The organism is Burkholderia sp. 22313 (assembly GCF_052045245.1).
Classification (GTDB): domain Bacteria; phylum Pseudomonadota; class Gammaproteobacteria; order Burkholderiales; family Burkholderiaceae; genus Burkholderia.
On record NZ_JBQEON010000012.1, the window covers coordinates 81,137 to 103,828 of the forward strand.

General features: G+C 69.0%; 23 protein-coding genes. 12 read left to right on the forward strand and 11 right to left on the reverse strand.

The window, feature by feature from the left end; all coding sequences use genetic code 11:
* Nucleotides 1-242: 242 nt before the first annotated feature.
* The 11 genes from ACTJKF_RS12450 to upp all read right to left on the reverse strand — a co-directional run bounded on the left by ACTJKF_RS12450 (nucleotide 243) and on the right by upp (nucleotide 10,293).
* Nucleotides 243-1,454, reverse strand: coding sequence for a collagen-like triple helix repeat-containing protein (locus ACTJKF_RS12450; protein ID WP_440623838.1), 1,212 nt, complete (start codon nucleotides 1,452-1,454; stop codon nucleotides 243-245).
* Between the two features lie 456 nt (nucleotides 1,455-1,910).
* The gene (locus tag ACTJKF_RS12455; protein WP_440623839.1) at nucleotides 1,911-2,246 is read right to left on the reverse strand and encodes a YggL family protein; all 336 of its coding nucleotides are present in this window, start codon (nucleotides 2,244-2,246) and stop codon (nucleotides 1,911-1,913) included.
* 124 nt (nucleotides 2,247-2,370) lie between these two features.
* On the reverse strand, nucleotides 2,371-3,840 hold the full coding sequence (gene rng, locus ACTJKF_RS12460) for a ribonuclease G (RefSeq protein WP_440623840.1): 1,470 nt from the start codon (nucleotides 3,838-3,840) through the stop codon (nucleotides 2,371-2,373).
* Between the two features lie 8 nt (nucleotides 3,841-3,848).
* Complete coding sequence (locus ACTJKF_RS12465) at nucleotides 3,849-4,526, reverse strand: Maf family protein (protein ID WP_440623841.1); 678 nt, start codon at nucleotides 4,524-4,526, stop codon at nucleotides 3,849-3,851.
* 51 nt (nucleotides 4,527-4,577) lie between these two features.
* On the reverse strand, nucleotides 4,578-5,048 hold the full coding sequence (gene rlmH / locus ACTJKF_RS12470) for a 23S rRNA (pseudouridine(1915)-N(3))-methyltransferase RlmH (RefSeq protein ID WP_440623842.1): 471 nt from the start codon (nucleotides 5,046-5,048) through the stop codon (nucleotides 4,578-4,580).
* A gap of 19 nt (nucleotides 5,049-5,067) precedes the next feature.
* Nucleotides 5,068-5,514 carry a ribosome silencing factor gene (gene rsfS, locus ACTJKF_RS12475; RefSeq protein WP_440623843.1) on the reverse strand — a complete coding sequence of 149 codons (447 nt, stop codon included), beginning with the start codon at nucleotides 5,512-5,514 and terminating at the stop codon, nucleotides 5,068-5,070.
* A 4-nt stretch (nucleotides 5,515-5,518) separates the two neighbouring features.
* Nucleotides 5,519-6,232 carry a nicotinate-nucleotide adenylyltransferase gene (locus ACTJKF_RS12480; RefSeq protein WP_440623910.1) on the reverse strand — a complete coding sequence of 238 codons (714 nt, stop codon included), beginning with the start codon at nucleotides 6,230-6,232 and terminating at the stop codon, nucleotides 5,519-5,521.
* 41 nt (nucleotides 6,233-6,273) lie between these two features.
* Nucleotides 6,274-7,194 carry an oxygen-dependent coproporphyrinogen oxidase gene (hemF, locus tag ACTJKF_RS12485; RefSeq protein ID WP_440623844.1) on the reverse strand — a complete coding sequence of 307 codons (921 nt, stop codon included), beginning with the start codon at nucleotides 7,192-7,194 and terminating at the stop codon, nucleotides 6,274-6,276.
* Nucleotides 7,195-7,312: 118 nt separating this feature from the next.
* Nucleotides 7,313-8,590, reverse strand: a complete 1,278-nt coding sequence (purD, locus tag ACTJKF_RS12490; protein ID WP_440623845.1) for a phosphoribosylamine--glycine ligase — start codon at nucleotides 8,588-8,590, stop codon at nucleotides 7,313-7,315.
* A 105-nt stretch (nucleotides 8,591-8,695) separates the two neighbouring features.
* The gene (locus ACTJKF_RS12495; protein ID WP_321820505.1) at nucleotides 8,696-9,424 is read right to left on the reverse strand and encodes a YebC/PmpR family DNA-binding transcriptional regulator; all 729 of its coding nucleotides are present in this window, start codon (nucleotides 9,422-9,424) and stop codon (nucleotides 8,696-8,698) included.
* Nucleotides 9,425-9,642: 218 nt separating this feature from the next.
* The gene (upp, locus tag ACTJKF_RS12500) at nucleotides 9,643-10,293 is read right to left on the reverse strand and encodes a uracil phosphoribosyltransferase (protein ID WP_006478229.1); all 651 of its coding nucleotides are present in this window, start codon (nucleotides 10,291-10,293) and stop codon (nucleotides 9,643-9,645) included.
* Between the two features lie 262 nt (nucleotides 10,294-10,555).
* Here upp and ACTJKF_RS12505 point away from each other — a divergent pair, with 262 nt between their 5' ends.
* The 12 genes from ACTJKF_RS12505 (at nucleotide 10,556) to sugE (ending at nucleotide 22,526) form a co-directional block, all read left to right on the forward strand.
* Complete coding sequence (locus tag ACTJKF_RS12505) at nucleotides 10,556-11,335, forward strand: SDR family oxidoreductase (protein WP_440623846.1); 780 nt, start codon at nucleotides 10,556-10,558, stop codon at nucleotides 11,333-11,335.
* Between the two features lie 52 nt (nucleotides 11,336-11,387).
* Nucleotides 11,388-11,780, forward strand: a complete 393-nt coding sequence (locus tag ACTJKF_RS12510) for a methylglyoxal synthase (RefSeq protein WP_440623847.1) — start codon at nucleotides 11,388-11,390, stop codon at nucleotides 11,778-11,780.
* A gap of 179 nt (nucleotides 11,781-11,959) precedes the next feature.
* On the forward strand, nucleotides 11,960-12,934 hold the full coding sequence (locus ACTJKF_RS12515; protein ID WP_440623848.1) for a quinone oxidoreductase family protein: 975 nt from the start codon (nucleotides 11,960-11,962) through the stop codon (nucleotides 12,932-12,934).
* A gap of 191 nt (nucleotides 12,935-13,125) precedes the next feature.
* Nucleotides 13,126-13,248 carry a hypothetical protein gene (locus ACTJKF_RS12520; RefSeq protein WP_440623849.1) on the forward strand — a complete coding sequence of 41 codons (123 nt, stop codon included), beginning with the start codon at nucleotides 13,126-13,128 and terminating at the stop codon, nucleotides 13,246-13,248.
* Complete coding sequence (kdpF, locus tag ACTJKF_RS12525) at nucleotides 13,245-13,337, forward strand: K(+)-transporting ATPase subunit F (protein ID WP_006752209.1); 93 nt, start codon at nucleotides 13,245-13,247, stop codon at nucleotides 13,335-13,337. The genes ACTJKF_RS12520 and kdpF overlap by 4 nt, the downstream gene beginning before the upstream one ends.
* Nucleotides 13,334-15,139, forward strand: coding sequence for a potassium-transporting ATPase subunit KdpA (kdpA, locus tag ACTJKF_RS12530; RefSeq protein WP_440623850.1), 1,806 nt, complete (start codon nucleotides 13,334-13,336; stop codon nucleotides 15,137-15,139). The genes kdpF and kdpA overlap by 4 nt, the downstream gene beginning before the upstream one ends.
* A gap of 45 nt (nucleotides 15,140-15,184) precedes the next feature.
* A complete protein-coding gene (gene kdpB / locus ACTJKF_RS12535) occupies nucleotides 15,185-17,296 on the forward strand; it encodes a potassium-transporting ATPase subunit KdpB (RefSeq protein ID WP_440623851.1) in 2,112 nt (703 codons plus the stop codon).
* Nucleotides 17,297-17,321: 25 nt separating this feature from the next.
* The gene (gene kdpC / locus ACTJKF_RS12540) at nucleotides 17,322-17,903 is read left to right on the forward strand and encodes a potassium-transporting ATPase subunit KdpC (protein WP_440623852.1); all 582 of its coding nucleotides are present in this window, start codon (nucleotides 17,322-17,324) and stop codon (nucleotides 17,901-17,903) included.
* Between the two features lie 149 nt (nucleotides 17,904-18,052).
* Nucleotides 18,053-20,890 carry a DUF4118 domain-containing protein gene (locus ACTJKF_RS12545; RefSeq protein ID WP_440623853.1) on the forward strand — a complete coding sequence of 946 codons (2,838 nt, stop codon included), beginning with the start codon at nucleotides 18,053-18,055 and terminating at the stop codon, nucleotides 20,888-20,890.
* Nucleotides 20,883-21,581: a two-component system response regulator KdpE gene (gene kdpE / locus ACTJKF_RS12550; protein WP_440623854.1), complete on the forward strand. Its 699-nt coding sequence runs from the start codon at nucleotides 20,883-20,885 to the stop codon at nucleotides 21,579-21,581. Before ACTJKF_RS12545 ends, kdpE begins: the two co-directional genes overlap by 8 nt.
* A 157-nt stretch (nucleotides 21,582-21,738) precedes the next feature.
* On the forward strand, nucleotides 21,739-22,023 hold the full coding sequence (locus ACTJKF_RS12555; protein ID WP_440623855.1) for a putative hemolysin: 285 nt from the start codon (nucleotides 21,739-21,741) through the stop codon (nucleotides 22,021-22,023).
* Between the two features lie 182 nt (nucleotides 22,024-22,205).
* Entirely contained in the window at nucleotides 22,206-22,526 is a 321-nt protein-coding gene (gene sugE, locus ACTJKF_RS12560) for a quaternary ammonium compound efflux SMR transporter SugE (protein WP_440623856.1), read from the forward strand.
* The last annotated feature ends 166 nt before the right edge of the window (nucleotides 22,527-22,692 follow it).

Sequence of the window (22,692 nt, forward strand, 5' to 3'; positions counted from 1 at the left end):
GGTCGGGGGCGGCCCGGAGGCACGCGGCTGGCGATGGATGGCGGGTGCGGGCGGCGCACCACGCGAGGTGAGAGTTTAACGTGTCTTCCTTTCAGGACCGATTTCCGCGGGGACGGGACGCGCCGGACGGCAAGCAAAGGGCGGGGACGGACCGCGGGTGCGCACGGGGTCGGGGGCCGCAACGAACGCGGCGCCCGACCGCCGCCGACGGTTCGGGCGCCGCGCTGCCGGCCGGTGTGGCGTTACTTGACCAGCGCGCCGAGCGTCGTCGTCACCGGGGCGAGCAGGCCGCCGCCGGTCTTCGACAGCGCGCCGGTGCCGGTGCCGCCCGTCAGGCTGCCGACCGGCGAGCTGCCGGCCGCGCCCGTCACGGCGCCGACCGCCGACGTGAGCGCACCGGCCGGATTGCTGCCGCCGGTCGCGCCGCCGAGCGCGCCGGTCGACAGGAGTCCCGTCACCGGTGCGAGCGGATTCGTCGCGGCCGAGCCGCCGCCGAGGAGTGCCGTGCCGGCGGTCGCGACCGTGTTGCCGGTCGCGGTCACGACGTTGCCGACACCGGTCGCGAGCGGATTGTTGCCGGTCTTCGCGAGCGTCGTGCCGGCGTTCGCGACGCCGTTGCCGACGGTCGTCACGAGGTTCGTCAGCGGCGCGCCGAGCGGCGTGCTCGCCGCGACCGTCTGGGTGACCGAGCCGACCGTCGTCGTGATCGGCGTGATCGCCGAGCTGGCCGTGCCCGTGATCTGCGCGACCGGCCCGGTCGACAGTTGCGTGCCGAGCGTCGCGCCGCCGCCGGCGATCGTGTTGCCGAGCGCGGTCACCGCGCCGCCGACGGGCGACGTGACGGGCGCGAGCGGCGCAAGGGCGGAGCCGCTGGCACCGAGGCTCGACACGACACCGCCCGTCGCGGCGACGGCCTGGCCGAGATGAGTGACCACGCCCCCCGTGCTCGAGACGGTCGTGCCGACCGGATTCGGCGATGCGCCGAGCTGGCCGAGGCCCGACCCGAGCCCGGTGCCGAGCGTCGTGACGGCCGCGCCGACGTCCTGCACGACCGTGCCGAGCCCCTGCGTGGTCGAGGCGCTCGTGCCGGGCAGCGACTGGCCCGCGATCGCCGTGCCGACGCCCGATATGGCACCGCCGCCGGCCGTCACGATGTTGCTCGACCCACCGATCGTCTGGCCGAGCGCATTGGCGGATGTGTCGCTGCCTGCCGAGCCGGTGCCCGAGCCGCTGCCCGTGCTACCGACTGTCGAACCGCTTCCCGAGCCGCTTCCCGAGCCGTTGCTCGTCCCGCCCGTGGTGGCCGTCGTGTCGCCGGACCCCGACCCGGAGCCGCCGGTGCCCTGGCTCAGCGAGCCGGAGCCGCCGCATGCGGACAACGACATCAGTGCCGCGGCGCCGGCCGCGATCATGATCATTCGGAGTCCTGCGTGTTGATTGGTGAGCGTGTTCATGTCGTCCTCGTCTTGATTATGGAAATGAATCAGGCGGCTCGCGTGTGCGCCGACGTATCGTCGCTGCGGAAGCAAAGCGTCGGGCGCATCGTTGTTGTCTCCCTGATGGACCTGTCGCCGTGTCGCGTATTCGCCCGAATCGGAACCCGGAGCGCCAGCAGGACGAAGCGTTTGCATTCTTTCGTCTTGCTTGCCATTCGTGCCGGATATAACCGGATTCGTACGAACAGAGTAGGTCCGTCGGCGCGAGACGTCTTTTAATGATCGTTAAATTGAAGTAAGCGTCCGATTCACTGCCGGAGTCGGGGTAATCACGGTCGACGCGATGCGCGTCGTGTGATGGGGGAAGGGGAAGAGGGGGAAGAAAGGAGGGCGGGGCGGCGCCTGCCCCGCCGTGATGGCGGGCAGGCGCGGACGCTGCCAGAGCGGCGGCGTAACGGAGGCGTAACGCAGGCGTCAGGCGTCCGGATACCACGCGTCGGTGAATTCGCTGACCTGGACGTCGGTCAGTTCCGGACGTGCGGCCAGCCAGCCGCGCACGCTTTCGCGATCGGCGTCGGTCGTCGTGCCGCGCGGCGCGCCGGAGATCACGTAGGCGCCGATTCCTTCGTCCGCGGACGCGACGGTCAGCAGCCCGTTCGCTTCGACGAAATCGATGAACGCATCGATCAGTTGGCCGCGCTCGAGGTCGGACAGCTCGTTGCGGTATTGCGCGGTCGCGTTGAACGCGAGTTCCTGGAACTCGGCGATGTGGAGTTTCTTGCGCTGACGGCGGTTGTGGCGTTGGCTCATGGTGGGTGATGAACGAGAAGAGGAAAAGGGCAGCGGCGGCGGGCGCTGGCGCAACATGCGCGAGCGGCCCGGGCGCCGCATCGGGGCGCCGCACGGCCAGGCCGGCGGCGGGCAGGGCGGAACGTTACATCAGCACGATATCGTACTGCTCCTGGCTCAAATTCGACTCGACCTGCAGCGATACCGGCTTGCCGATGAAGTCGATCAGCATCGCGAGATGCTGCGATTCTTCATCCAGGAACAGGTCGATCACCTGCTGCGCGGCGATCACGCGGAATTCGCGCGGGTTGAACTGGCGCGACTCGCGCAGGATCTCGCGCAGGATGTCGTAGCACACGGTGCGCGAGGTCTTCACCTGGCCCTTGCCCTGGCAGGTCGGGCAGGGCTCGCACAGCACGTGCGCGAGCGATTCGCGGGTGCGCTTGCGCGTCATCTCGACGAGCCCGAGCTGCGAGAAGCCGTTGACCGTCACGCGCGTGCGGTCGCGCGACAGCGCCTTCTTCAGCTCGGACAGCACCGCGTCGCGATGCTCGGCGTTCTCCATGTCGATGAAGTCGATGATGATGATCCCGCCGAGATTGCGCAGCCGCAACTGCCGCGCGATCGTATGCGCGGCCTCGAGGTTGGTCTTGAAGATCGTGTCGTCGAAGTTGCGCGCGCCGACGTAGCCGCCGGTGTTCACGTCGATCGTCGTCATCGCCTCGGTCTGGTCGATCATCAGGTAGCCGCCCGACTTCAGGTCGACGCGGCGCGACAGCGCGCGCTGGATCTCCGTCTCGATGTTGTACAGGTCGAACAGCGGCCGCTCGCCGGTGTAGTGATGCAGCTTCGGGCTCACCGCGGGCGTGAACTCGCCGGCGAATTCCGCGAGGCGCTGGAACGTCTCGCGCGAATCGACCTGGATGCGCGTCGTGTCGTCGTTCGCGAAATCGCGCAGCACGCGTTGCGCGAGGTCGAGATCCTGGTACAGCAGGCTCGTCGCCGGCAGCCGCTGCGCCTGCGCGACGATCGTCGCCCAGGTCTTGCGCAGGTAGGTGACGTCGCCCGCCAGTTCGTCCGAGGTGGCGTCCTCGGCGATCGTGCGCACGATGTAGCCGCCTTTCTCGTCCGGCGGGATCACGGCGGTCAGCCGCGCGCGCACGGCTTCGCGCTCGGCCTCGCTCTCGATCTTCTGCGAGATGCCGATGTGCGGCTCCTGCGGCAGGTACACGAGCGTGCGGCCCGCGATGCTGACCTGCGTCGACAGCCGCGCGCCCTTCGTGCCGATCGGATCCTTGATCACCTGGACCATCAGCGTCTGGCCTTCGAACACGATCTTCTCGATCGGCTGGTGCGGCGCGCCCGACAGCGGCTCGCCCGCGAGACGCGGATGCCAGATGTCGGCGACGTGCAGGAACGCCGCGCGCTCGAGGCCGATGTCGATGAATGCCGACTGCATGCCGGGCAGCACGCGCACGACCTTGCCGAGGTAGATGTTGCCGACCCGCCCGCGCGACAGCGTGCGCTCGACGTGAAGCTCCTGCACCGCGCCTTGCTGGACGAGTGCGACCCGCGTTTCCTGCGGCGTGAGGTTGATCAGGATTTCTTCGTTCATGGTGGGATTCAGAAGGCGACGCGCGCGGCGCGCAGCAGCGCGGCAGTCTCAAAAAGGGGCAGACCCATGATACCCGAATGGGAACCGTCGATTCGCTCGATGAATTCGGCGGCGCGCCCCTGGATCGCGTACGCGCCGGCCTTGCCGAACGGTTCGCGGGTGTCGACATAGCGCTCGAACGCGGCGCGCGGCGGGTTCGAAAAGCGTACCGACGAGCGCGACAGCGCGGGGGGCAGCAGTTCGCCGTCGGCGCCGATCACGGCAACGGCGGTCAGCACTTCGTGTTCGCGGCCCGCGAGACGGGTCAGCATGGCGAGCGCGTCGTCGGCATCGGCCGGCTTGCCGAGGATCGCGCCGTCGATCGTCACCGTGGTATCGGCGACGAGCACCGGCGCGGCCGGCTTGCCGCTCGCGACGAGGCGCGCACGCGCGGCCTCGGCCTTCGCGACGGTCACGCGCTGCACGTACGCGTCGGCGGCTTCGCCGGGCAGTTCGGCTTCGAGCGCCTCGGCGTCCTCGTCGGGGCGCGGCAGCAGCAGTTCGAAGTGCACGCCGATCTGCTGCAGCAGTTCCTGGCGGCGCGGGCTTTGCGAAGCGAGGTAAAGGGTCGGGAACAGCGGGGTCGGGAACGGCGGGGCCGGAAACAGGGGGGACGGCAAAGGCGCGGAAGGCGTGCTGGACGGCATGGTGTCGTTATCTCGTTGAGCGCGCGCGGCGCGCGTCCCGAGGACGACACGTCATGCGCGATGATAGGGGTGATTCTGCGTGATGCTCCACGCGCGGTAAAGCTGTTCGGCAAGCAACACGCGCACCATCCCGTGCGGCAGCGTCATGCTCGAGATACGCAGCAGCGTGTCGGCGCGCGCCTTGAGTTCCGGATCGAGCCCGTCGGCGCCGCCGATCACGAACGCGACGTCACGGCCGTCCTGCTGCCAGCCGGGCAGCGCCTGCGCGAGCTGCATGGTGGTCCAGTCGCGGCCGCGCTCGTCGAGCGCGACGATGCGCGCGCCCTTCGGCAGCGCGGCCTCGATCTTCTGCCGCTCGGCCGCCATCACGCTTTCCGCGCTGCGGCCGCCCGAACGCAGTTCGGGCTTGATCTCGCGCAGCTCGATGCGCAGCTCGGGCGGCATCCGCTTCGTGTATTCGTCGAAGCCGGACGCGATCCAGCTGGGCATCTTGTGGCCGACCGCGAGGATGAAAAGCTTCATCGGGACGACTCGCGGCGACTCAGCGGCGGCGCGCTGCGGTCTTGCGCGCCGGGCGTGCGGGTGCTTCTTCCTCGTCGTCCTCGTCTTCGCTGGCGGTTGCGAACCCGTTCGGGCCCTTGCTGCCGCCGAGCTTCATCCGGACGGGCTTGTCGCCCCAGATTTCCTCGAGGTTGTAGTACTGGCGCAGCGCCGGCTGCAGGATGTGCACGACCGCGTCGCCGCAGTCGACCAGCACCCATTCGCCGGTGTCTTCGCCCTCGGAGCTGACGATGTCGCCGCCGGCTTCCTTGACCTTGTCGCGCACGCTCGACGCGAGCGCCTTGGTCTGGCGGTTCGACGTGCCCGACGCGACGATCACGCGGTCGAACAGTTCGGTCAGGTGGCTGGTGTTGAACACCTTGATGTCTTGCGCCTTGATGTCTTCGAGTGCGTCGACGATCACGCGCTGCAGTTTGCGGATATCCATGGAATCAGGAATGGTAGAGACGATGTTGAAGAATATAGGCCCAGACGGCGGCCGGCACATGCTCGGCCGACGCATCGGGCATTTGCGCATGACGCGCGATGCATTCGCGCAGGTGCGCGCGGATGTCGGTTGCGGCGATATCGAACGCCAGGGTCGTGTCGATCAGCAGGTGACCGGACGGCGTGGCTTTCAGCACGTCGGCGCCGGCCTGGCGCCGCGCGATTTCCTGTGCGACGTCCGGCGGCGCCGCGCCGAGGTCGAAGCCTGGGCGCGTCGACGCGCACACGTGCGCATGGTCGAACAGCGTGCGCCAGTCGCGCCAGGTGTCGAGCCGGACCAGCTGGTCGGCGCCGATCAGCAGCGACAGCGACGCATCGGGGCCGATTCGCTCGCGCCAGCGCGCAAGCGTCTCGACCGTGTAGGTCGGCCCTTCATGCTCGATCTCGTCGGTCGCGACGGTGACCGTCACGCCGGGCAGCGACAGCGCGCCGGCCGCGGCGCGCGTCATCGCGAGCCGATGCTCGGCTGCCGACACGTCGCGCTTCTGGTACGGCTGCCCGGCGGGCAGCAGCACGAGTTCGGTCAGGCCGAGCACGTCGGCGAACCGGCGCGCGAGCGCGAGATGGCCGTCGTGGATCGGGTCGAACGTGCCGCCCAGCAGGCCGATGCGACGTGACAGCGGGCGCGGCTGCGGGGCGGGGCAGGCTTTGGTGTCCAGAAAAACGTGTCCTGTTCGTGGGGCGGCGGGGCGCGGCGGGCTCAGACCCAGTCGCGCGGCACGAGGAAGTCGGTCAGGCGCGCCTCCGGCGAGCCCGGCTCGGGCTGCCAGTTGTAGCGCCAGTTCGCGACCGGCGGCATCGACATCAGGATCGATTCGGTCCGGCCGCCGCTTTGCAGGCCGAACAGCGTGCCGCGGTCGAACACCAGGTTGAATTCGACGTAGCGGCCGCGCCGGTAAGCCTGGAACTCGCGCTCGCGTTCGCCGTACGGCAGCGCGACACGGCGCTCGACGATCGGCAGATACGCGTTCAGGAACGCGTCGCCGACGGCTTGCATCATCTCAAACGAGCGTTCGAATCCGGGTTCGGAGAAATCGTCGAAGAAGATCCCGCCGATGCCGCGCGTCTCGTTGCGGTGCTTCAGGAAGAAGTACTCGTCGCACCACGTCTTGAAGCGCGGATAGAGCTCGGCGCCGAACGGCTCGAGCGCGTCCTTGCAGGTCTGGTGGAAATGACGTGCGTCGTCCTCGAACGGATAAACCGGTGTCAGATCCATGCCGCCGCCGAACCAGAAGATCGGCGCCTCGCCCGGCTTCGTCGCGATCAGCATCCGCACGTTCATGTGCACGGTCGGGCAGTACGGGTTGCGCGGGTGCAGCACGAGCGACACGCCGAGCGCCTCGAAGCCGCGGCCGGCCAGCTGCGGGCGCGCGGCGCTCGCCGATGGCGGCAGCGCGTCGCCCGCGACGTCGGAAAAACCGATTCCCGCGCGCTCGAACACGCGGCCGCCTTCGAGAATCCGCGTGCAGCCGCCGCCGCGCAGGCGCTCTTCAGGCCCGCGCTGCCACGCGTCGGTCGCAAGCGGCGTGCCGTCGAGCGCGCCGAGCGCGTCGGCGATGCGTGTCTGCAGGCCCTGGAGGTACGTGCGCACGCGCGCCACGTCGTAGGTCGAATCGGTCATGTCTGGACTGGGTGCCTCCGCGTCAAGCGGGGGGCGTAAAAAAGGCATCTGCCGGGCATTCTATCGAACCCCGGCAGAGGAGCGGGCGCGCAGCGTCGCGGCGCGCCCGAAGCGATCGTCACGCGCTCTTGCGGTTCAGCGCGCGGAAGCCGATGTCGCGGCGATACTGCATGCCTTCGAAATTGATCTGGTTGATCGCGTCGTACGCATGCTGCTGCGCTTCGCGCACCGAATCGGCGAGGCCGACCACGCACAGCACGCGGCCGCCGGACGTCGTCAGCTTGTCGCCGTCGAGCGTCGTGCCCGCATGGAACGTCACGGCCTGTTCGGTCTCGGCCGGGATCCCGTTGATGCGGTCGCCCTTGCGCGGCGCGTCCGGATAGCCGTGCGCGGCCAGCACGACGCCGAGCGCGGTGCGGCGGTCCCAGTCGAGCTCGACCGTGTCGAGCGTGCCCGCGATCGCTTGCTCGACGACCTTCGAGAAATCGCTCTTCAGGCGCGCCATGATCGGCTGCGTCTCGGGGTCGCCCATCCGGCAGTTGAATTCCAGCGTGCGTGGATTGCCTTCCTTGTCGATCATCAGGCCCGCATACAGGAAGCCCGTGAAGCGGATGCCGTCCTTCTCCATCCCGCGCACGGTCGGCATGATGATTTCGCGCATCACGCGTGCGTGCATCTGCGGCGTGACGATCGGGGCAGGGGAGTAAGCACCCATGCCGCCGGTGTTCGGGCCGCGATCTTCATCCAGCAGGCGCTTGTGGTCCTGGCTGGAAGCCAGCGCCAGCGCGTGCTTGCCGTCGACCATCACGATGAAGCTCGCTTCCTCGCCATCGAGGAATTCCTCGATCACGACGCGCGCGCCGGCGTCGCCGAGCTTGTTGCCCGACAGCATCATGTCGACCGCGGCGTGCGCTTCTTCCAGCGTCATCGCGACGACGACACCCTTGCCGGCCGCGAGGCCGTCGGCCTTCACGACGATCGGCGCACCCTTCGCGTCGATGTACGCGTGCGCGGCGGCCGCGTCGGAGAAGGTTTCGTAGTCGGCGGTCGGGATGCCGTGGCGCTTCATGAACGCCTTCGCGAAATCCTTCGAGCTTTCGAGCTGGGCGGCTTCGCGGGTCGGGCCGAATACCTTCAGGCCGCGCGCGCGGAACAGGTTGACGATGCCGGCCGCGAGCGGCGCTTCCGGCCCGACGAGCGTGAACGCGACGCCTTCGCTTTCCGCGAAATCGGCCAGCGCGTCGAGCGACGTGATGTCGACGTTCTTCAGACGCTCGTCCTGCGCCGTGCCGCCATTGCCGGGCGCGACGTAGACCATCTGGACGCGCGGCGACTGCGCGAGCTTCCACGCCAGCGCATGTTCGCGGCCGCCGGAACCGACGACGAGTAGTTTCATGGGATTCCCCGCAGACTAGAAAACAGGGCGGCCGGCACGCTCAGGCGCGCCGGCCGCGAAATCGGTCGGGCCGCCGTCGCAACGCTGCGCACGGCGGCCGGCATCTCATTCCTCGACGATGACGGCGTTCGTATACACGTCCTGCACGTCGTCGAGGTTCTCGAGCGCGTCCAGGAGCTTCTGCATCTTCGCCGCGTCGTCGCCGGTGAATTCGACTTCGTTCTGCGGCTTCATCGTCACCTCGGCGAGTTCGGCCTTGAAGCCCGCGGCTTCGAGCGCGTCCTTCACCGCCGAGAACGTCTGCCAGTCGCACAGCACTTCGATCGAGCCGTCTTCGTTCGTGCTGACGTCGTCCGCACCGGCTTCGAGCGCCGCTTCCATCAGCGCGTCTTCCGACGTGCCGGGCGCGAACAGGAACTGGCCGACGTGATCGAACATGAACGCGACCGAACCGTCGGTGCCCATGTTGCCGCCGAACTTCGAGAACGCGTGGCGGACTTCCGCGACCGTGCGGGTGCGGTTGTCGGTCAGCGTGTCGACGATGATCGCCGCGCCGCTGATGCCATAGCCTTCGTAACGGATTTCTTCGTAGTTCGCGCCGTCCGCGCCGCCGACGCCGCGATCGATCGCGCGCTTGACGTTGTCCTTCGGCATGTTCGCGTCGGCTGCCTTGTCGACCGCGAGACGCAGGCGCGGGTTCGAGTTCGCGTCGCCGCCGCCGAGGCGGGCCGCGACCTGGATTTCCTTGATCAGGCGGGTCCAGATCTTGCCGCGCTTCGCGTCGGCCGCTGCCTTCTTATGCTTGATGTTGGCCCATTTCGAATGACCAGCCATACCTTTCTCCGTGCCCGGGCGCGCTGCGCGGGCGATTGTGCCAATGTGTCGTTGAATCGGCGGCCGTCTGGGCGGGCGTGATGCCGCGGGGCCGCGCGTGTCGAGTGGAACGTGATTTTATCACGCGGCGACCGTCGCTTCGGGGCCGTCGCGCATGGCCGAACGGCCGAATGGCCGGGCGGCCGACGCGGCCCGCCGGCGCCGGCAGGCCGGTTCCGTCAGTTCTTGGTGCCGAACAGGCGGTCGCCCGCGTCGCCCAGGCCCGGCACGATGTACGCGTGCTCGTTCAGGTGCGAGTCGAGCGACGCGACGAACAGCTTCACGTCCGGGTGCGCGTCCTGGAACACCTGCACGCCTTCGGGCGCGGCGACCAGCGCGACGAACATGATGTTCGCGGCCGGCACGTTGCGGCGCTTGAGCACGTCGACCGCGTGCACGGCCGAGTAGCCGGTCGCGACCATCGGATCGCACAGGATGAAGATGCGGTCTTCCAGGTCCGGCAGGCGCACCAGGTACTCGACCGGGCGGTGATCCTCGGCGCGGTACACGCCGATGTGGCCGACGCGCGCGGACGGCACCAGGTCGAGCAGGCCGTCCGACATCCCGATGCCCGCCCGCAGCACCGGCACGATCGCGAGCTTCTTGCCCGCGATCACCGGCGCGTCGACCGCCACCAGCGGGGTTTCGACCCGCTTGGTCGTGATCGGCAGGTTACGGGTGATCTCATAGCCCATCAGCAGCGTGATCTCGCGCAGCAGTTCGCGGAACGTGCGCGTCGACGTGTCCTTGTCGCGCATGTGCGTGAGCTTGTGCTGGATCAGCGGGTGATCGGTAATGAAGAGATTCGGGAAACGGCTGTCCTGTTTCATGACGGGGGTGCCTTGGCGGCAAAAGGGGATCGGGGGCGGCGGCGGGCGCGAGGCCGGCTGCCGCTTATGGCCGCAATTTTACCAAGGCGCGCCGCGCGATCCGGATATTATCGACGTCTCACGACAATCCGCGCGCCGTTTTCGCCCATTCGTCCATTCGCTCGTTCGCCCGTTCGCGACCGTTCGCCTGCCCGGCGGCGCGGCCGGCGATTTGGCTGGCGATTCGGCCGGGCCGGCGCGCGTCGCCATAAAGGAATCGACGATGGATCTCGGCATTGCAGGCAAGACCGCGCTCGTGTGCGCGGCGAGCAAGGGGCTCGGGCGCGGCTGCGCGGAAGCGCTGGCCGCCGAGGGCGTGAATCTGGTGATCGTCGCGCGCACGCGCGACACGCTGGAGGAAACCGCGCAGGAGATCCGCGCCGCGTCGAACGTGTCGATCACCGCAGTCGCCTGCGACATCACGACGCCCGACGGGCGCGCGGCCGCGCTTGCCGCGTGCCCGCAGCCGGACATTCTCGTGACGAATGCCGGCGGCCCGCCGCCCGGCGACTTCCGCGATTTCTCGCACGACGACTGGATTCGCGCGCTCGAGTCGAACATGCTGACGCCGATCGAGCTGATCCGCGCGACCGTCGACGGGATGATCGGCCGCGGCTTCGGCCGGATCGTCAACATCACAAGCTCGGCCGTGAAGGCGCCGATCGACGTGCTCGCGCTGTCGAACGGCGCGCGCTCGGGGCTGACGGGCTTCGTCGCGGGGCTGTCGCGCAAGGTCGCGGGGCAGGGCGTGACGATCAACAACCTGTTGCCGGGGCTGTTCGACACCGACCGGATCGCGACGACGCTGGCCGCGTCGGCGAAGGCGCAGGGCGTGACGGTCGACGCGCTGCGCGCGCGGCGCACCAAGGGCATCCCGGCCGGGCGCCTCGGCACGCGCGCCGAATTCGGCGCGGCATGCGCGTTCCTGTGCAGCGTGCATGCCGGCTACATCACCGGGCAGAACTGGCTGCTCGACGGCGGCGCGTATCCGGGCACGTTCTGACGCGCGCACCGCCATTCACGACGACACTAATCGAACCACGAAGGAAACGGAGATGAGCAAACCCCGCATCGCACTGATCGCGCACGACGCGAAGAAGGACGACATCGTCGCGCTCGCGGGCCAGTACCGCGCGACGCTCGCACAATGCCGGCTGGTCGCGACCGGCACGACGGGCGGCCGCATCGCCGCCGCGCATGGGCTCGAGGTCGAGCGCAAGCTGTCGGGGCCGTGCGGCGGCGACCTGCAGATCGGCGCGGAACTGGTCGACGGCCGTGTCGACATCGTCGTGTTCCTGCGCGACCCGATGACCGCGCAGCCGCACGATCCGGACATCACCGCGCTGGTGCGCGCCTGCGACGTGCACGACGTGGCGGTCGCGACCAATGTCGCGACCGCGCGGATGCTGCTCGACGATCTGGCGCGGAACATGCAGGACGTTTGCTGATCGTCGGCGCGGCCGATTGCCCCTGCTATCGGCAGGGCCATGCACGCGCGGCGGCGACGCGCGAGAATCGGGCGTCGCGACGCGCATCGGCCGCCGGAGCCAGCCTGCACCGGTCGGCGCCGGTCCGCGCGTCGGTGACCGACTATCCCCTGACCGATTCAGAAACGAGGAGCGAAACGATGCCGAAAGCAATCCGATACGACCAGCCGGGCGGCCCGGACGTGATGAAGTGGGTCGATGTCGAGGTCGGCGAGCCGAAGGCGGGCGAAGTCCGCATCCGGCAGCACGCGGTCGGGCTCAACTACATCGACGTGTATTTCCGCACGGGTCTGTATCCGCAGCCGCTGCCCGGCGGCCTCGGGATGGAGGCGGCGGGCGAGGTGACGGCCGTCGGCGACGGCGTGAGCGCGCTCGAGGTCGGCGACCGCGTCGCCTACGTCGGGCAGCCACCGGGCGCATATGCGCAGGAACGCGTGATGCCGGCCGAGCGGCTCGTGAAGCTGCCGGACGGGATCAGCGACGACGATGCGGCATCGGTGATGCTGCAGGGGCTGACCGCGCACTACCTGCTGCGTCGCACGTACCCGGTGAAGGCGGGCGACACGATCCTGATCCACGCGGCGGCCGGCGGTGTCGGCCTGCTCGTGTGCCAGTGGGCGAAGGCGCTCGGCGCGACCGTGATCGGCACGGTCGGCTCCGACGAGAAGGCCGCGCTCGCGAAGGCGCACGGCTGCGACCACCCGATCGTCTATACACGAGAGAACTTCACGCAACGCGTGAAGGAGATCACGAACGGCGCGGGCGTGCCGGTCGTCTACGATTCGATCGGCAAGGACACCTACATCGGCTCGCTCGACAGCCTCGCGCCGCTCGGGCTGTTCGTCAGCTTCGGCAATGCGTCGGGTCCGCTCCCGCTGATCGATTCGAAGGAATTCTCGTCGCGCGGCTCGCTGTTCTTCACGCGGCCGACGCTGTTCTCGTACATCGCGAAGCGCGCCGATCTCGAGGCCGCGGCCGCCGAGCTGTTCGACGTGCTGCTGTCGGGCAAGGTGAAGACGAGCATCAACCAGCGCTACCCGCTCGCGGAAGTCGGCCGCGCGCACGAAGATCTCGAAGCGCGCAAGACCACCGGCTCGACGATCCTCGTTCCCTGACGCATCCCCACGTGCCGGCGTCATGCCGGCACGCGCCTTTCCGGGCGGCGCCACGGCGCCGTCCGTCCCGCCCCCGGTTCCCGCCGTCCTCCCCCGCATTCCACGTTTACGCGTTTTTTATACGCGCCCCGATACCTTTGACCCGTCCTTTACGTGCGTTCCCATAAGGTTCTAGTCGTCCGATTTCGACGATGGAGAACACAAAAATGGATGGGGTTTTCATCGGCGCACTGGTGCTCTTCACCGCGCTGATCCTCGGTTTGATTGCCGGTTGCGACAAGCTCGTGCAATACGGTCGCGGGGGGCGCGCATGACCTGGATGCTTTGGCTGGCGGGCGCCTCGACGGCCCTGCTGTTCGCGTATCTCGTCTTTGCGCTGCTGCGCGCGGAGGACATTGAATGAACGCGAACAATCTCTTTCAAACGCTGCTCTTCATCGTCGTGCTGCTGGCGGCGGCCGTTCCGGTCGCGCGCTATCTGTCCGCGGTGATGGACGGCAGCGCGCGCGTCGTGCGCGTGTTCGGGCCGCTCGAGCGCGCGCTGTACCGCGTTGCCGGCGTCGACGCCGGCAGCGAGATGAACTGGAAGCAGTACGCGATCGCGACGATCGCATTCAACGCGCTCGGCGCGCTGTTCCTCTACGGGCTGCTGCGCCTGCAGGGCTTCCTGCCCGGCAACCCGCAGCAGTTCGGTGCGATGACGGTCGACGGCGCATTCAACACCGCCGTCAGCTTCGTCACCAACACGAACTGGCAGGACTACACGCCCGAGCAGACCGTCAGCTACCTGACGCAGATGCTCGGCCTGACCGTGCAGAACTTCCTGTCGGCGGCCACCGGCATCGTCGTCGTGATCGCGCTGATCCGCGGCTTCGCACGCCATACCGCGCAGACGATCGGCAACTTCTGGGTCGACCTCACGCGCGTGACGCTGTACGTGCTGGTGCCGATGGCGGCGCTCGTCGCCGCGCTGCTGATGAGCCAGGGCGTGATCCAGAACCTGAAGGCATACCAGGACGTGCCGGTGCTGCAGGCGAGCACCTATGCCGCGCCGAAGCTCGACGCGCAGGGCAATCCGGTGAAGGACGACAAGGGCAATCCGGTGACGGTGCCGACCCCGCTCACGAAGCAGACGCTTGCAATGGGCCCGGTCGCGTCGCAGGAAGCGATCAAGATGCTCGGCACCAACGGCGGCGGCTTCTTCAACGCGAATTCCGCGCATCCGTACGAGAACCCGACGCCGTTCGCGAACTTCATCGAGATCTTCGCGATCCTGATCATCCCGGCGGCGCTGGCCCTCGTGTTCGGCCGCATGATCGGCGACCGCCGGCAGGGCATCGCCGTGCTTGCGGCGATGACGGTCGCGTTCGCGATCGCGGTCGGCGTCGAGGTGAGCGCCGAGCAGGGCGGCAACCCGACGCTCGCCGCGCTGCACGTCGACCAGTCGGCGAGCGCGCTGCAGCCGGGCGGCAACATGGAAGGCAAGGAAACGCGCTTCGGCATCGCGCAGACCGGCATCTTCACGGTCGCGACGACGGCCGCGTCGTGCGGCGCGGTCGACACGATGCACGATTCGTTGACGCCGCTCGGCGGCCTCGTGCCGATGCTGCTGATACAACTGGGCGAAGTGGTCTACGGCGGGGTCGGCTCGGGTCTCTACGGGATGCTCGTGTTCGCGCTGCTCGCGGTGTTCGTCGCCGGCCTGATGATCGGCCGCACGCCCGAATACGTCGGCAAGAAGATCGAGTCGTACGAGATGAAGATGGTGTCGATCGTCGTGCTGCTCACGCCGCTGCTGGTGCTGGTCGGCACGTCGATCGCCGTGCTCGCCGATGCCGGCAGAGCCGGCATCGCGAACCCGGGCCCGCACGGCTTCTCGGAAATCCTGTACGCGTTCAGCTCGGCCGCGAACAACAACGGCAGCGCGTTCGCGGGCCTGACGGTCGGCACGCCGTTCTACAACTGGATGACCGCGATCGCGATGTGGTTCGGCCGCTTCGGCACGATCGTGCCGGTGCTCGCGATCGCCGGCTCGCTCGCCGCGAAGAAACGCATCGCGGTGACGAGCGGCACGCTGCCCACGCATGGCCCGCTGTTCGTCGTGCTGCTGCTCGGCACCGTGCTGCTGGTGGGCGCGCTGACCTACGTGCCGGCGCTCGCGCTCGGCCCGGGCGTCGAGCACCTGATGATGTGGCTGGGCGCGTGATGCGCGCACGCATGGCGACACATTGAAAAGACTGAAGAGATCGCAATGACTCAACATTCCGCAACACGGTCCATGTTCGATCCGGCGCTGCTGCGCCCGGCGATCGTGGACTCGTTCAAGAAACTCACGCCGCGCACGCAGTTCCGCAATCCGGTGATGTTCTGCGTGTACGTCGGCAGCATCCTGACCACGATCCTGTGGATCGCGGCGCTCGCCGGCCAGGCCGAGGCGCCCGCGGGCTTCATCCTCGCGATCGCGCTGTGGCTGTGGTTCACGGTGCTGTTCGCGAACTTCGCGGAAGCGCTCGCCGAAGGGCGCTCGAAGGCGCAGGCCGCGTCGCTGCGCAGCGCGAAGAAGGACGTGATGGCGAAGAAGCTCAACGAGCCGCATCCGAAGTCGCCGATCCGCATCACGACCGCGTCCGACCTGCGCAAAGGCGACGTCGTGCTGGTCGAGGCCGGCGACGTGATCCCGGCCGACGGCGAAGTCGTCGACGGCGTCGCGTCGGTCGACGAATCCGCGATCACCGGCGAATCGGCGCCGGTGATCCGCGAGTCGGGCGGCGACTTCTCGTCGGTGACGGGCGGCACGCGCGTGCTGTCCGACTGGATCGTCGTGACCGTCACCGCGAACCCCGGCGAGGCGTTCCTCGACCGGATGATCGCGATGGTCGAAGGCGCGAAGCGCAAGAAGACGCCGAACGAGGTCGCGCTCACGATCCTGCTCGTCGCGCTGACGATCGTGATGTTGCTCGCGACCGCGACGCTGCTGCCGTTCTCGATGTTCTCGGTCGACGCGATGAAGGCGGGCCATGTGGTGACGATCACCGCGCTCGTCGCGCTGCTGGTGTGCCTGATCCCGACGACGATCGGCGGGTTGCTGTCCGCGATCGGCGTGGCCGGGATGAGCCGGATGATGCAGGCGAACGTGATCGCGACGTCGGGCCGCGCGGTGGAGGCGGCCGGCGACGTCGACGTGCTGCTGCTCGACAAGACCGGCACGATCACGCTCGGCAACCGCCAGGCGTCGACGTTCGTGCCCGCGCCGGGCGTGACCGAGGAGGCGCTGGCCGACGCCGCGCAGCTGTCGTCGCTCGCCGACGAAACGCCGGAAGGCCGCAGCATCGTGGTGCTGGCGAAGGAGCGCTTCAACATCCGCCAGCGCGACATGGCGCAACTGCACGCGACGTTCATCGGCTTCTCCGCGCAAACGCGGATGAGCGGCGTCGACCTGGCGCCCCAGGGGACGTCCTCCGCGGCGCCGGGCCGCGAGATCCGCAAGGGCGCGGCCGATGCGATTCGCCGCTACGTCGAGACGCACGGCAGCCGTTTTCCGGAAGAAGTGCGCCGCGCCGTCGACGAGGTCGCGCGCCGCGGCAGCACGCCGCTCGTCGTGGCCGACCTGCAGGACGGCGTCGCGCGCGTGCTCGGCGTGATCGAGCTGAAGGACATCGTGAAGGGCGGCATCAAGGAGCGTTTCGCCGAACTGCGCAAGATGGGCATCAAGACCGTGATGGTGACGGGCGACAACCGGCTGACGGCCGCGGCGATCGCGGCGGAGGCGGGCGTCGACGACTTCCTCGCGGAAGCGACGCCGGAAGCCAAGCTCGCGACGATCCGCGAGCATCAGGCGGCGGGGCGCCTCGTCGCGATGACGGGCGACGGCACCAACGACGCGCCGGCGCTCGCGCAGGCCGACGTGGCGGTGGCGATGAACACCGGCACGCAGGCCGCGAAGGAAGCCGGCAACATGGTCGACCTCGATTCGAACCCGACCAAGCTGATCGAGATCGTCGAGATCGGCAAGCAGATGCTGATGACGCGCGGCTCGCTGACGACCTTCTCGATCGCGAACGACATCGCGAAGTATTTCGCGATCATCCCGGCCGCGTTCGTGACGACGTACCCGCAATTGCGCGTGCTCGACATCATGCACCTGACATCGCCGGCCTCCGCGATCCTGTCGGCGGTGATCTTCAACGCGCTGATCATCGTCGCGCTGATCCCGCTGGCGCTGAAGGGCGTCACGTACCGGCCGCTCGGCGCGGCCTCGCTGCTGCGCCGCAACCTGCTGGTGTACGGCCTCGGCGGCGTGCTGTTGCCGTTCCCGTTCATCAAGCTCATCGACATGACGCTCGCTGCACTCGGCTGGGCCTGAGCCGGCCGTATTTGAAGGAAACATCATGAAAACGTTGATTCGTCCGCTCGTCGTGATCTTTGCCGTGCTGACCGCGGTGACGGGGCTCGCTTACCCGGCCGTGATGACCGTGTTCGGCCAGGCCGTGTTCCCGTCGCAGGCGAACGGCAGCCTGATCGAGCAGGACGGCAAGGCGGTCGGTTCCGCATTGATCGGCCAGCAGTTCGATGCGCCGAAATACTTCTGGGGCCGCCTGTCGGCCACGTCGCCGATGCCGTACAACGCGACCGGCTCCGGCGGCTCGAACCTCGGCCCGCTGAACCCGTCGCTCGCCGATCAGGTCAAGGCGCGCATCGCCGCGCTGCGCGACGCGGGCACCGACCTGTCGAAACCCGTGCCGGTCGATCTCGTGACGGCGTCCGCCAGCGGCCTCGATCCGGAGATCACGCCGGCTGCCGCCGCCTACCAGGTCGAGCGCGTCGCGAAGGCGCGCAAGCTCGCACCGGACACGGTCGCGCAGCTCGTCGCCGCGAACACGACGGGCCGCCAGTTCGGCGTGCTCGGCGAGCCGCGCGTGAACGTGCTGAAGCTGAATCTCGCGCTCGACGCGGCGCAGGCCGCGCACTGAGCGCGCGTGCATCCGGGCTTCCCGGCGCGGCGGGTTGCGCGCCGGGGCCGGCTTACCGACGGCGCATGCGCCGTCTTTGCCTTTTGCGGCGATTTGGAACCACAATGCCTGTATTTCGCGCACCATCCGGCGCTTCGCCGTCCTGACGCATGAACCGCCCCGATCCCGACCAACTCCTCGACAAGCTGCAGCGCGACGAAGAAAAGCAGCGGCGTGGCCAGCTCAAGATCTTCTTCGGCGCGTCTGCCGGCGTCGGCAAGACCTACGCGATGCTGCAGGCCGCGCGCCAGCGGCTGCAGGACGGTGTCGACGTCGTGGTCGGCATCGTCGAGACCCACGGTCGCGGCGAAACCGCCGCGCTGCTCGACGGCTTCGACGTGCTGCCGCTCGCGCGCCTCGACTATCGCGGTCGCACGCTCGCCGAATTCGACCTCGACGGTGCGCTCGCGCGTGCGCCGCAGCTGATCCTCGTCGACGAGCTCGCGCACTCGAACGTGCAGGGCGCGCGTCACCTGAAGCGCTGGCAGGACGTCTACGAGCTGCTCGACGCGGGCATCGACGTGTACACCACGGTCAACGTCCAGCATCTCGAGAGCCTGAACGACGTGGTCGGTGCGATCACCGGCATCCGCGTGTGGGAGACCGTGCCGGACCGCGTGTTCGACGCGGCCGACGAGGTCACGCTGGTCGACCTGCCGGCCGAGGAGCTGCTCGAGCGGATGCGCGACGGCAAGGTGTATCTCGCGCAGCAGGCCGAGCGCGCGGTGCGCAACTTCTTCCGCAAGGGCAACCTGATCGCGCTGCGGGAACTGGCGTTGCGGCGCACGGCCGATCGCGTCGACGCGCAGATGCGCGAGTATCGCGCCGACCGTTCGATCCAGCGCATCTGGCAGGCGCGCGAGCGGCTGCTCGTGTGCGTCGGGCCCGGCGCCGAGGCGCCGACGCTGGTGCGCGCGGCCGCGCGGCTCGCCGCGAGCCTGAAGGCCGACTGGATCGCCGTGTACGTCGAGACGCCGCGGCTGCAGCGGCTGCCCGACGCGCGGCGGCAGCGCACGCTCGATGCGCTGAAGCTCGCGGCCGAGCTCGGCGCGGAGACGGCCACGCTCGCCGGCGACGATGCGGTCACGGCGCTGATCGGTTATGCGAAGGTGCGCAACGTGTCGAAGATCGTCGCGGGCGGCTCGCCGAAGGTCGGGCTCGCGCGCCGCTTCGCGCGGCCGTTCGGTGACAAGCTCGCCGAACGCGCGGGCGACGTCGACCTGATGCTGATCCGTGCGTCGGCGAGCGACGAAGTGCGCGCCACGCCGCTCGACGCGCGCGCCCGCGACTGGCGCGACGCGTTCGCGCAGTTCGGCATGCGGCGTTCGCCGCCGCGTCATTACCTGTACGCGGCCGCGATCTGCGCGGCAATCACCGGGGTCGCGAGCGTCGTGTCCGCGCGGCTCGACCTGACGAACCTCGTGATGCTGTACCTGCTCGGCGTGGTGTTCTCGGCCGTGCGGCTCGGACGCGGCCCGGGCGTGCTGCAGTCGTTCCTGTCGGTCGCCGCGTTCGATTACTTCTTCGTGCCGCCGCGCATGTCGTTCTCCGTGAGCGACACGCAGTATCTGCTGACCTTCTTCGGGATGCTGCTGACGTCGCTCGTGATCAGCCACCTGACGTCGACGTTGACGCGCCAGGCGAGCATCGCGCAGCGCCGCGAGCGCCGCACCGGTGCGATCTACGCGATGGCGCGCGAGCTCGGCGCGGCGCTGACGACCGAACAGATCGTCGAGATCGGCAGCCGCCACGTGGGCGAGGTGTTCCGCGCGCGCGTCGCGTTCCTGCTGCCCGACAGCGCGGACCAGGTGCGGCAGAAGATCGAGGAACCCGACGCGGCCGTCACGCTGACGGGCGCGGCGCTCGACTGCGACGTCGGGCAGTGGGTGTACGACCAGCAGAAGCCGGCCGGCCGCGGCACCGACACGCTGCCCGCGACCGCCGCGCTGTATCTGCCGCTGAAGGCGCCGATGCGCACGCGCGGCGTGCTCGCGGTGGCGTCGCGCGATCCGCGCGAGCTCGAGGTGCCCGAGCAACTGCGCATGCTCGATGCGTTCGCCGCGCAGATCGCGCTTGCGCTCGAACGCGTGCACTACGTCGAGATCGCGCGCGACGCGCTCGTCAACATGGAGTCCGAGCGGCTGCGCAACTCGCTGCTGTCGGCCATCTCGCACGACCTGCGCACGCCGCTCACGACGATCGTCGGCTTCTCGTCGATGCTCGCGAACGCGCGCGCGGCCGAGCCGCACACGCCGGCGGCCGAACGGTCCGCGCAGCGCGAAGGCGAGCTGGTCGACGCGATCCACGACGAGGCGCTGCGGATGACGGGCATCGTCACGAACCTGCTCGACATGGCGCGGCTGCAGGCGGGCAGCCTGCAGCTCAAGCGCCAGTGGTCGCTGCTCGAGGAAACCGTCGGCGCCGCGCTTGCCGCGTGCAAGCGCGTGCTCGCGCGCCATCCCGCGCGCGTGTCGCTGCCGGCCGACCTGCCGCTCCTGCAGATGGACGCGGTGCTGATGGAGCGCCTGTTCACGAACCTGTTCGAGAACGCGGCGAAGTACACGCCGCCCGACACGCCGATCGAGATCGGCGCCGAACGCGTGACCGACGACGGCCAGCCCTGCGTGCGCGTGCACGTCGACGATCACGGCCCGGGCTTGCCGGCCGGGATGGAAACGCGGATCTTCGACAAGTTCACGCGCGGCGAAAAGGAATCGGCGACGCCGGGCATCGGGCTCGGCCTCGCGATCTGCCGCGCGATCGTCGAGGCGCATGGCGGTAGAATCGGCGCGCTCAACCGTACCGGGCCCGACGGCCGCGTGACGGGCGCGCGCTTCTGGTTCACGCTGCCGGTCGAGACGCCGCCGGCCGTGCCTGCCGTACCCGACGACGATTTCGACGCGCCCGGCGCATCGTCCCCCTCCGAGCCTTTGCCAGACCATGAGTGAACCGAGCCTGACCGTCGTCCTGATCGAGGATGAAAAACAGATCCGCCGCTTCGTGCGCGCCGCGCTCGAGGAGGAGGACATCGCCGTGTTCGAGGCGGAGACGGGCAAGCAGGGGCTGATCGACGCGGCGACCCGCAAGCCCGATCTCGTGATCGTCGATCTCGGCCTGCCCGATACCGACGGCCTCGACGTGATCCGCGAGCTGCGCGGCTGGTCCGAGGTGCCGGTGATCGTGCTGTCCGCGCGCACGCAGGAAGACGAGAAGGTCGCGGCACTCGACGTGGGCGCCGACGACTACCTCACCAAGCCGTTCGGCGTGTCCGAGCTGCGCGCGCGGATCCGCGCGCAACTGCGCCGGCGCAACCAGGGCGGCGCGAACGAATCGCCGAAGGTGAGCTTCGGCGGCGTGACCGTCGATCTCGCGCTGCGCCAGGTGTGGCGCGACGGCGAGATCGTGCACCTGACGCCGCTCGAATACCGGCTGCTCGCGACGCTCGTGCGGCACGCGGGCCGCGTGCTCACGCATCGCCAGCTGCTGCGCGACGTGTGGGGGCCGTCGCACGTCGAGAGCCATCACTACCTGCGCATCTACATGGCGCACCTGCGCCAGAAGCTCGAGCGCGATCCCGCGCAGCCCGAGCACATCGTCACCGAAACGGGGGTCGGCTACCGGCTCGTCGGCGCGGCGTGACGTGCGCGGCATGCCGCGCGATACGGCCGGAATGCAAGGCCGCACGCCGGTGAAGTTGCTTCGGCGCGACAGTGCCGCCGCGGGCGCCGGACGTGCACACCGGCCACGCATTCCCCGCTATGCTGACCGTTCCGCGAACGAAATCGAGGAGCGTGCAATGTCCGTCCGTCTGGTCGTCATCGGTGCGCTGGCGCTTGCAGCGCCCGGCGCGTTCGCGCAGCCGCTGCCGCCCGGGCAGCAGCCTTCGGCGCCGCAAGCGGCGCTCGCCAATCCCGCGTCGGTCAATTGCGAGAAGCTCGGCGGTCGCCACGTGATTCGCAACCTGTCGAGCGGGCAGGTCGGGATGTGCGTGTTCAAGGACGGCCGCGTGTGCGAAGAATGGGCGCTGTACCGCGACGACCGCTGCGTCGGCGGGGGCGGCCCCAAGCGCGTGTCGAACTGATCGACCGGGCGCGGCGGGCGCGGGCAGTCGCGCCCGCGCCATGTGCGGGCCCGATTCATCGTTCGAACCCGGCCGCATCCGGCATGCCCGTAAGCATCTTGTTATACTCGGCGCCACCCGGGGACGACCCCGGGTCATTCGCTTCAGCGGGGACGGCCCCAACCGATACGGAGTGCGTCGAGATGGCGTGGGTATGGTTGTTGATCGCCGGTTTGCTGGAAGTGGCCTGGGCGGCCGGCATGAAATCGTCCGAGGGTTTCACGAAACTCGGGCCGTCGGTGTTGACGATCGTGACGGCGCTTGCCAGCTTCGGGCTGCTCGCGGTCGCGATGCGCCAGTTGCCGCTCGGCACCGCGTACGCGATGTGGACGGGCATCGGCGCGGTGGGCGCGTTCGTGTTCGGGATCGTGATGATGGGCGAGGCGCTGACCGTCGCGCGCGTCGCGAGCGCGTCGCTGATCGTGCTCGGGCTGATCGGCCTGAAGCTGTCGTCGGCTGCCTGACGCCGACTCGCCGGGCGCCGGCCGGCGCCCGTATCCGGCGTGACGCACTGCGGAATTGCGCCGGCTCTCCTGCCAGCCTGTCTATAATGGAACGCATTCGGGCCTGAATGCCGTTGCGCCGTTCGCGGCCATCGGCGCCGGTCGCCACGCGCCGCGCGGCCGGTCA

Coding starts and splice junctions, on each gene's coding strand:
- rng (WP_440623840.1), bottom strand. CDS start 3,840: ATGAACGAAGAAATCCTGATCAACCTCACGCCGCAGGAAACGCGGGTC.
- kdpE (WP_440623854.1), top strand. CDS start 20,883: ATGAGTGAACCGAGCCTGACCGTCGTCCTGATCGAGGATGAAAAACAG.
- rlmH (WP_440623842.1), bottom strand. CDS start 5,048: ATGAAGCTTTTCATCCTCGCGGTCGGCCACAAGATGCCCAGCTGGATC.
- kdpF (WP_006752209.1), top strand. CDS start 13,245: ATGACCTGGATGCTTTGGCTGGCGGGCGCCTCGACGGCCCTGCTGTTC.
- kdpA (WP_440623850.1), top strand. CDS start 13,334: ATGAACGCGAACAATCTCTTTCAAACGCTGCTCTTCATCGTCGTGCTG.
- ACTJKF_RS12515 (WP_440623848.1), top strand. CDS start 11,960: ATGCCGAAAGCAATCCGATACGACCAGCCGGGCGGCCCGGACGTGATG.
- ACTJKF_RS12455 (WP_440623839.1), bottom strand. CDS start 2,246: ATGAGCCAACGCCACAACCGCCGTCAGCGCAAGAAACTCCACATCGCC.
- ACTJKF_RS12505 (WP_440623846.1), top strand. CDS start 10,556: ATGGATCTCGGCATTGCAGGCAAGACCGCGCTCGTGTGCGCGGCGAGC.
- upp (WP_006478229.1), bottom strand. CDS start 10,293: ATGAAACAGGACAGCCGTTTCCCGAATCTCTTCATTACCGATCACCCG.
- kdpC (WP_440623852.1), top strand. CDS start 17,322: ATGAAAACGTTGATTCGTCCGCTCGTCGTGATCTTTGCCGTGCTGACC.
- sugE (WP_440623856.1), top strand. CDS start 22,206: ATGGCGTGGGTATGGTTGTTGATCGCCGGTTTGCTGGAAGTGGCCTGG.
- rsfS (WP_440623843.1), bottom strand. CDS start 5,514: ATGGATATCCGCAAACTGCAGCGCGTGATCGTCGACGCACTCGAAGAC.
- ACTJKF_RS12510 (WP_440623847.1), top strand. CDS start 11,388: ATGAGCAAACCCCGCATCGCACTGATCGCGCACGACGCGAAGAAGGAC.
- kdpB (WP_440623851.1), top strand. CDS start 15,185: ATGACTCAACATTCCGCAACACGGTCCATGTTCGATCCGGCGCTGCTG.
- ACTJKF_RS12465 (WP_440623841.1), bottom strand. CDS start 4,526: ATGCCGTCCAGCACGCCTTCCGCGCCTTTGCCGTCCCCCCTGTTTCCG.
- ACTJKF_RS12450 (WP_440623838.1), bottom strand. CDS start 1,454: ATGAACACGCTCACCAATCAACACGCAGGACTCCGAATGATCATGATC.
- purD (WP_440623845.1), bottom strand. CDS start 8,590: ATGAAACTACTCGTCGTCGGTTCCGGCGGCCGCGAACATGCGCTGGCG.
- ACTJKF_RS12495 (WP_321820505.1), bottom strand. CDS start 9,424: ATGGCTGGTCATTCGAAATGGGCCAACATCAAGCATAAGAAGGCAGCG.
- ACTJKF_RS12520 (WP_440623849.1), top strand. CDS start 13,126: ATGGAGAACACAAAAATGGATGGGGTTTTCATCGGCGCACTGGTGCTC.
- ACTJKF_RS12555 (WP_440623855.1), top strand. CDS start 21,739: ATGTCCGTCCGTCTGGTCGTCATCGGTGCGCTGGCGCTTGCAGCGCCC.
- hemF (WP_440623844.1), bottom strand. CDS start 7,194: ATGACCGATTCGACCTACGACGTGGCGCGCGTGCGCACGTACCTCCAG.
- ACTJKF_RS12545 (WP_440623853.1), top strand. CDS start 18,053: ATGAACCGCCCCGATCCCGACCAACTCCTCGACAAGCTGCAGCGCGAC.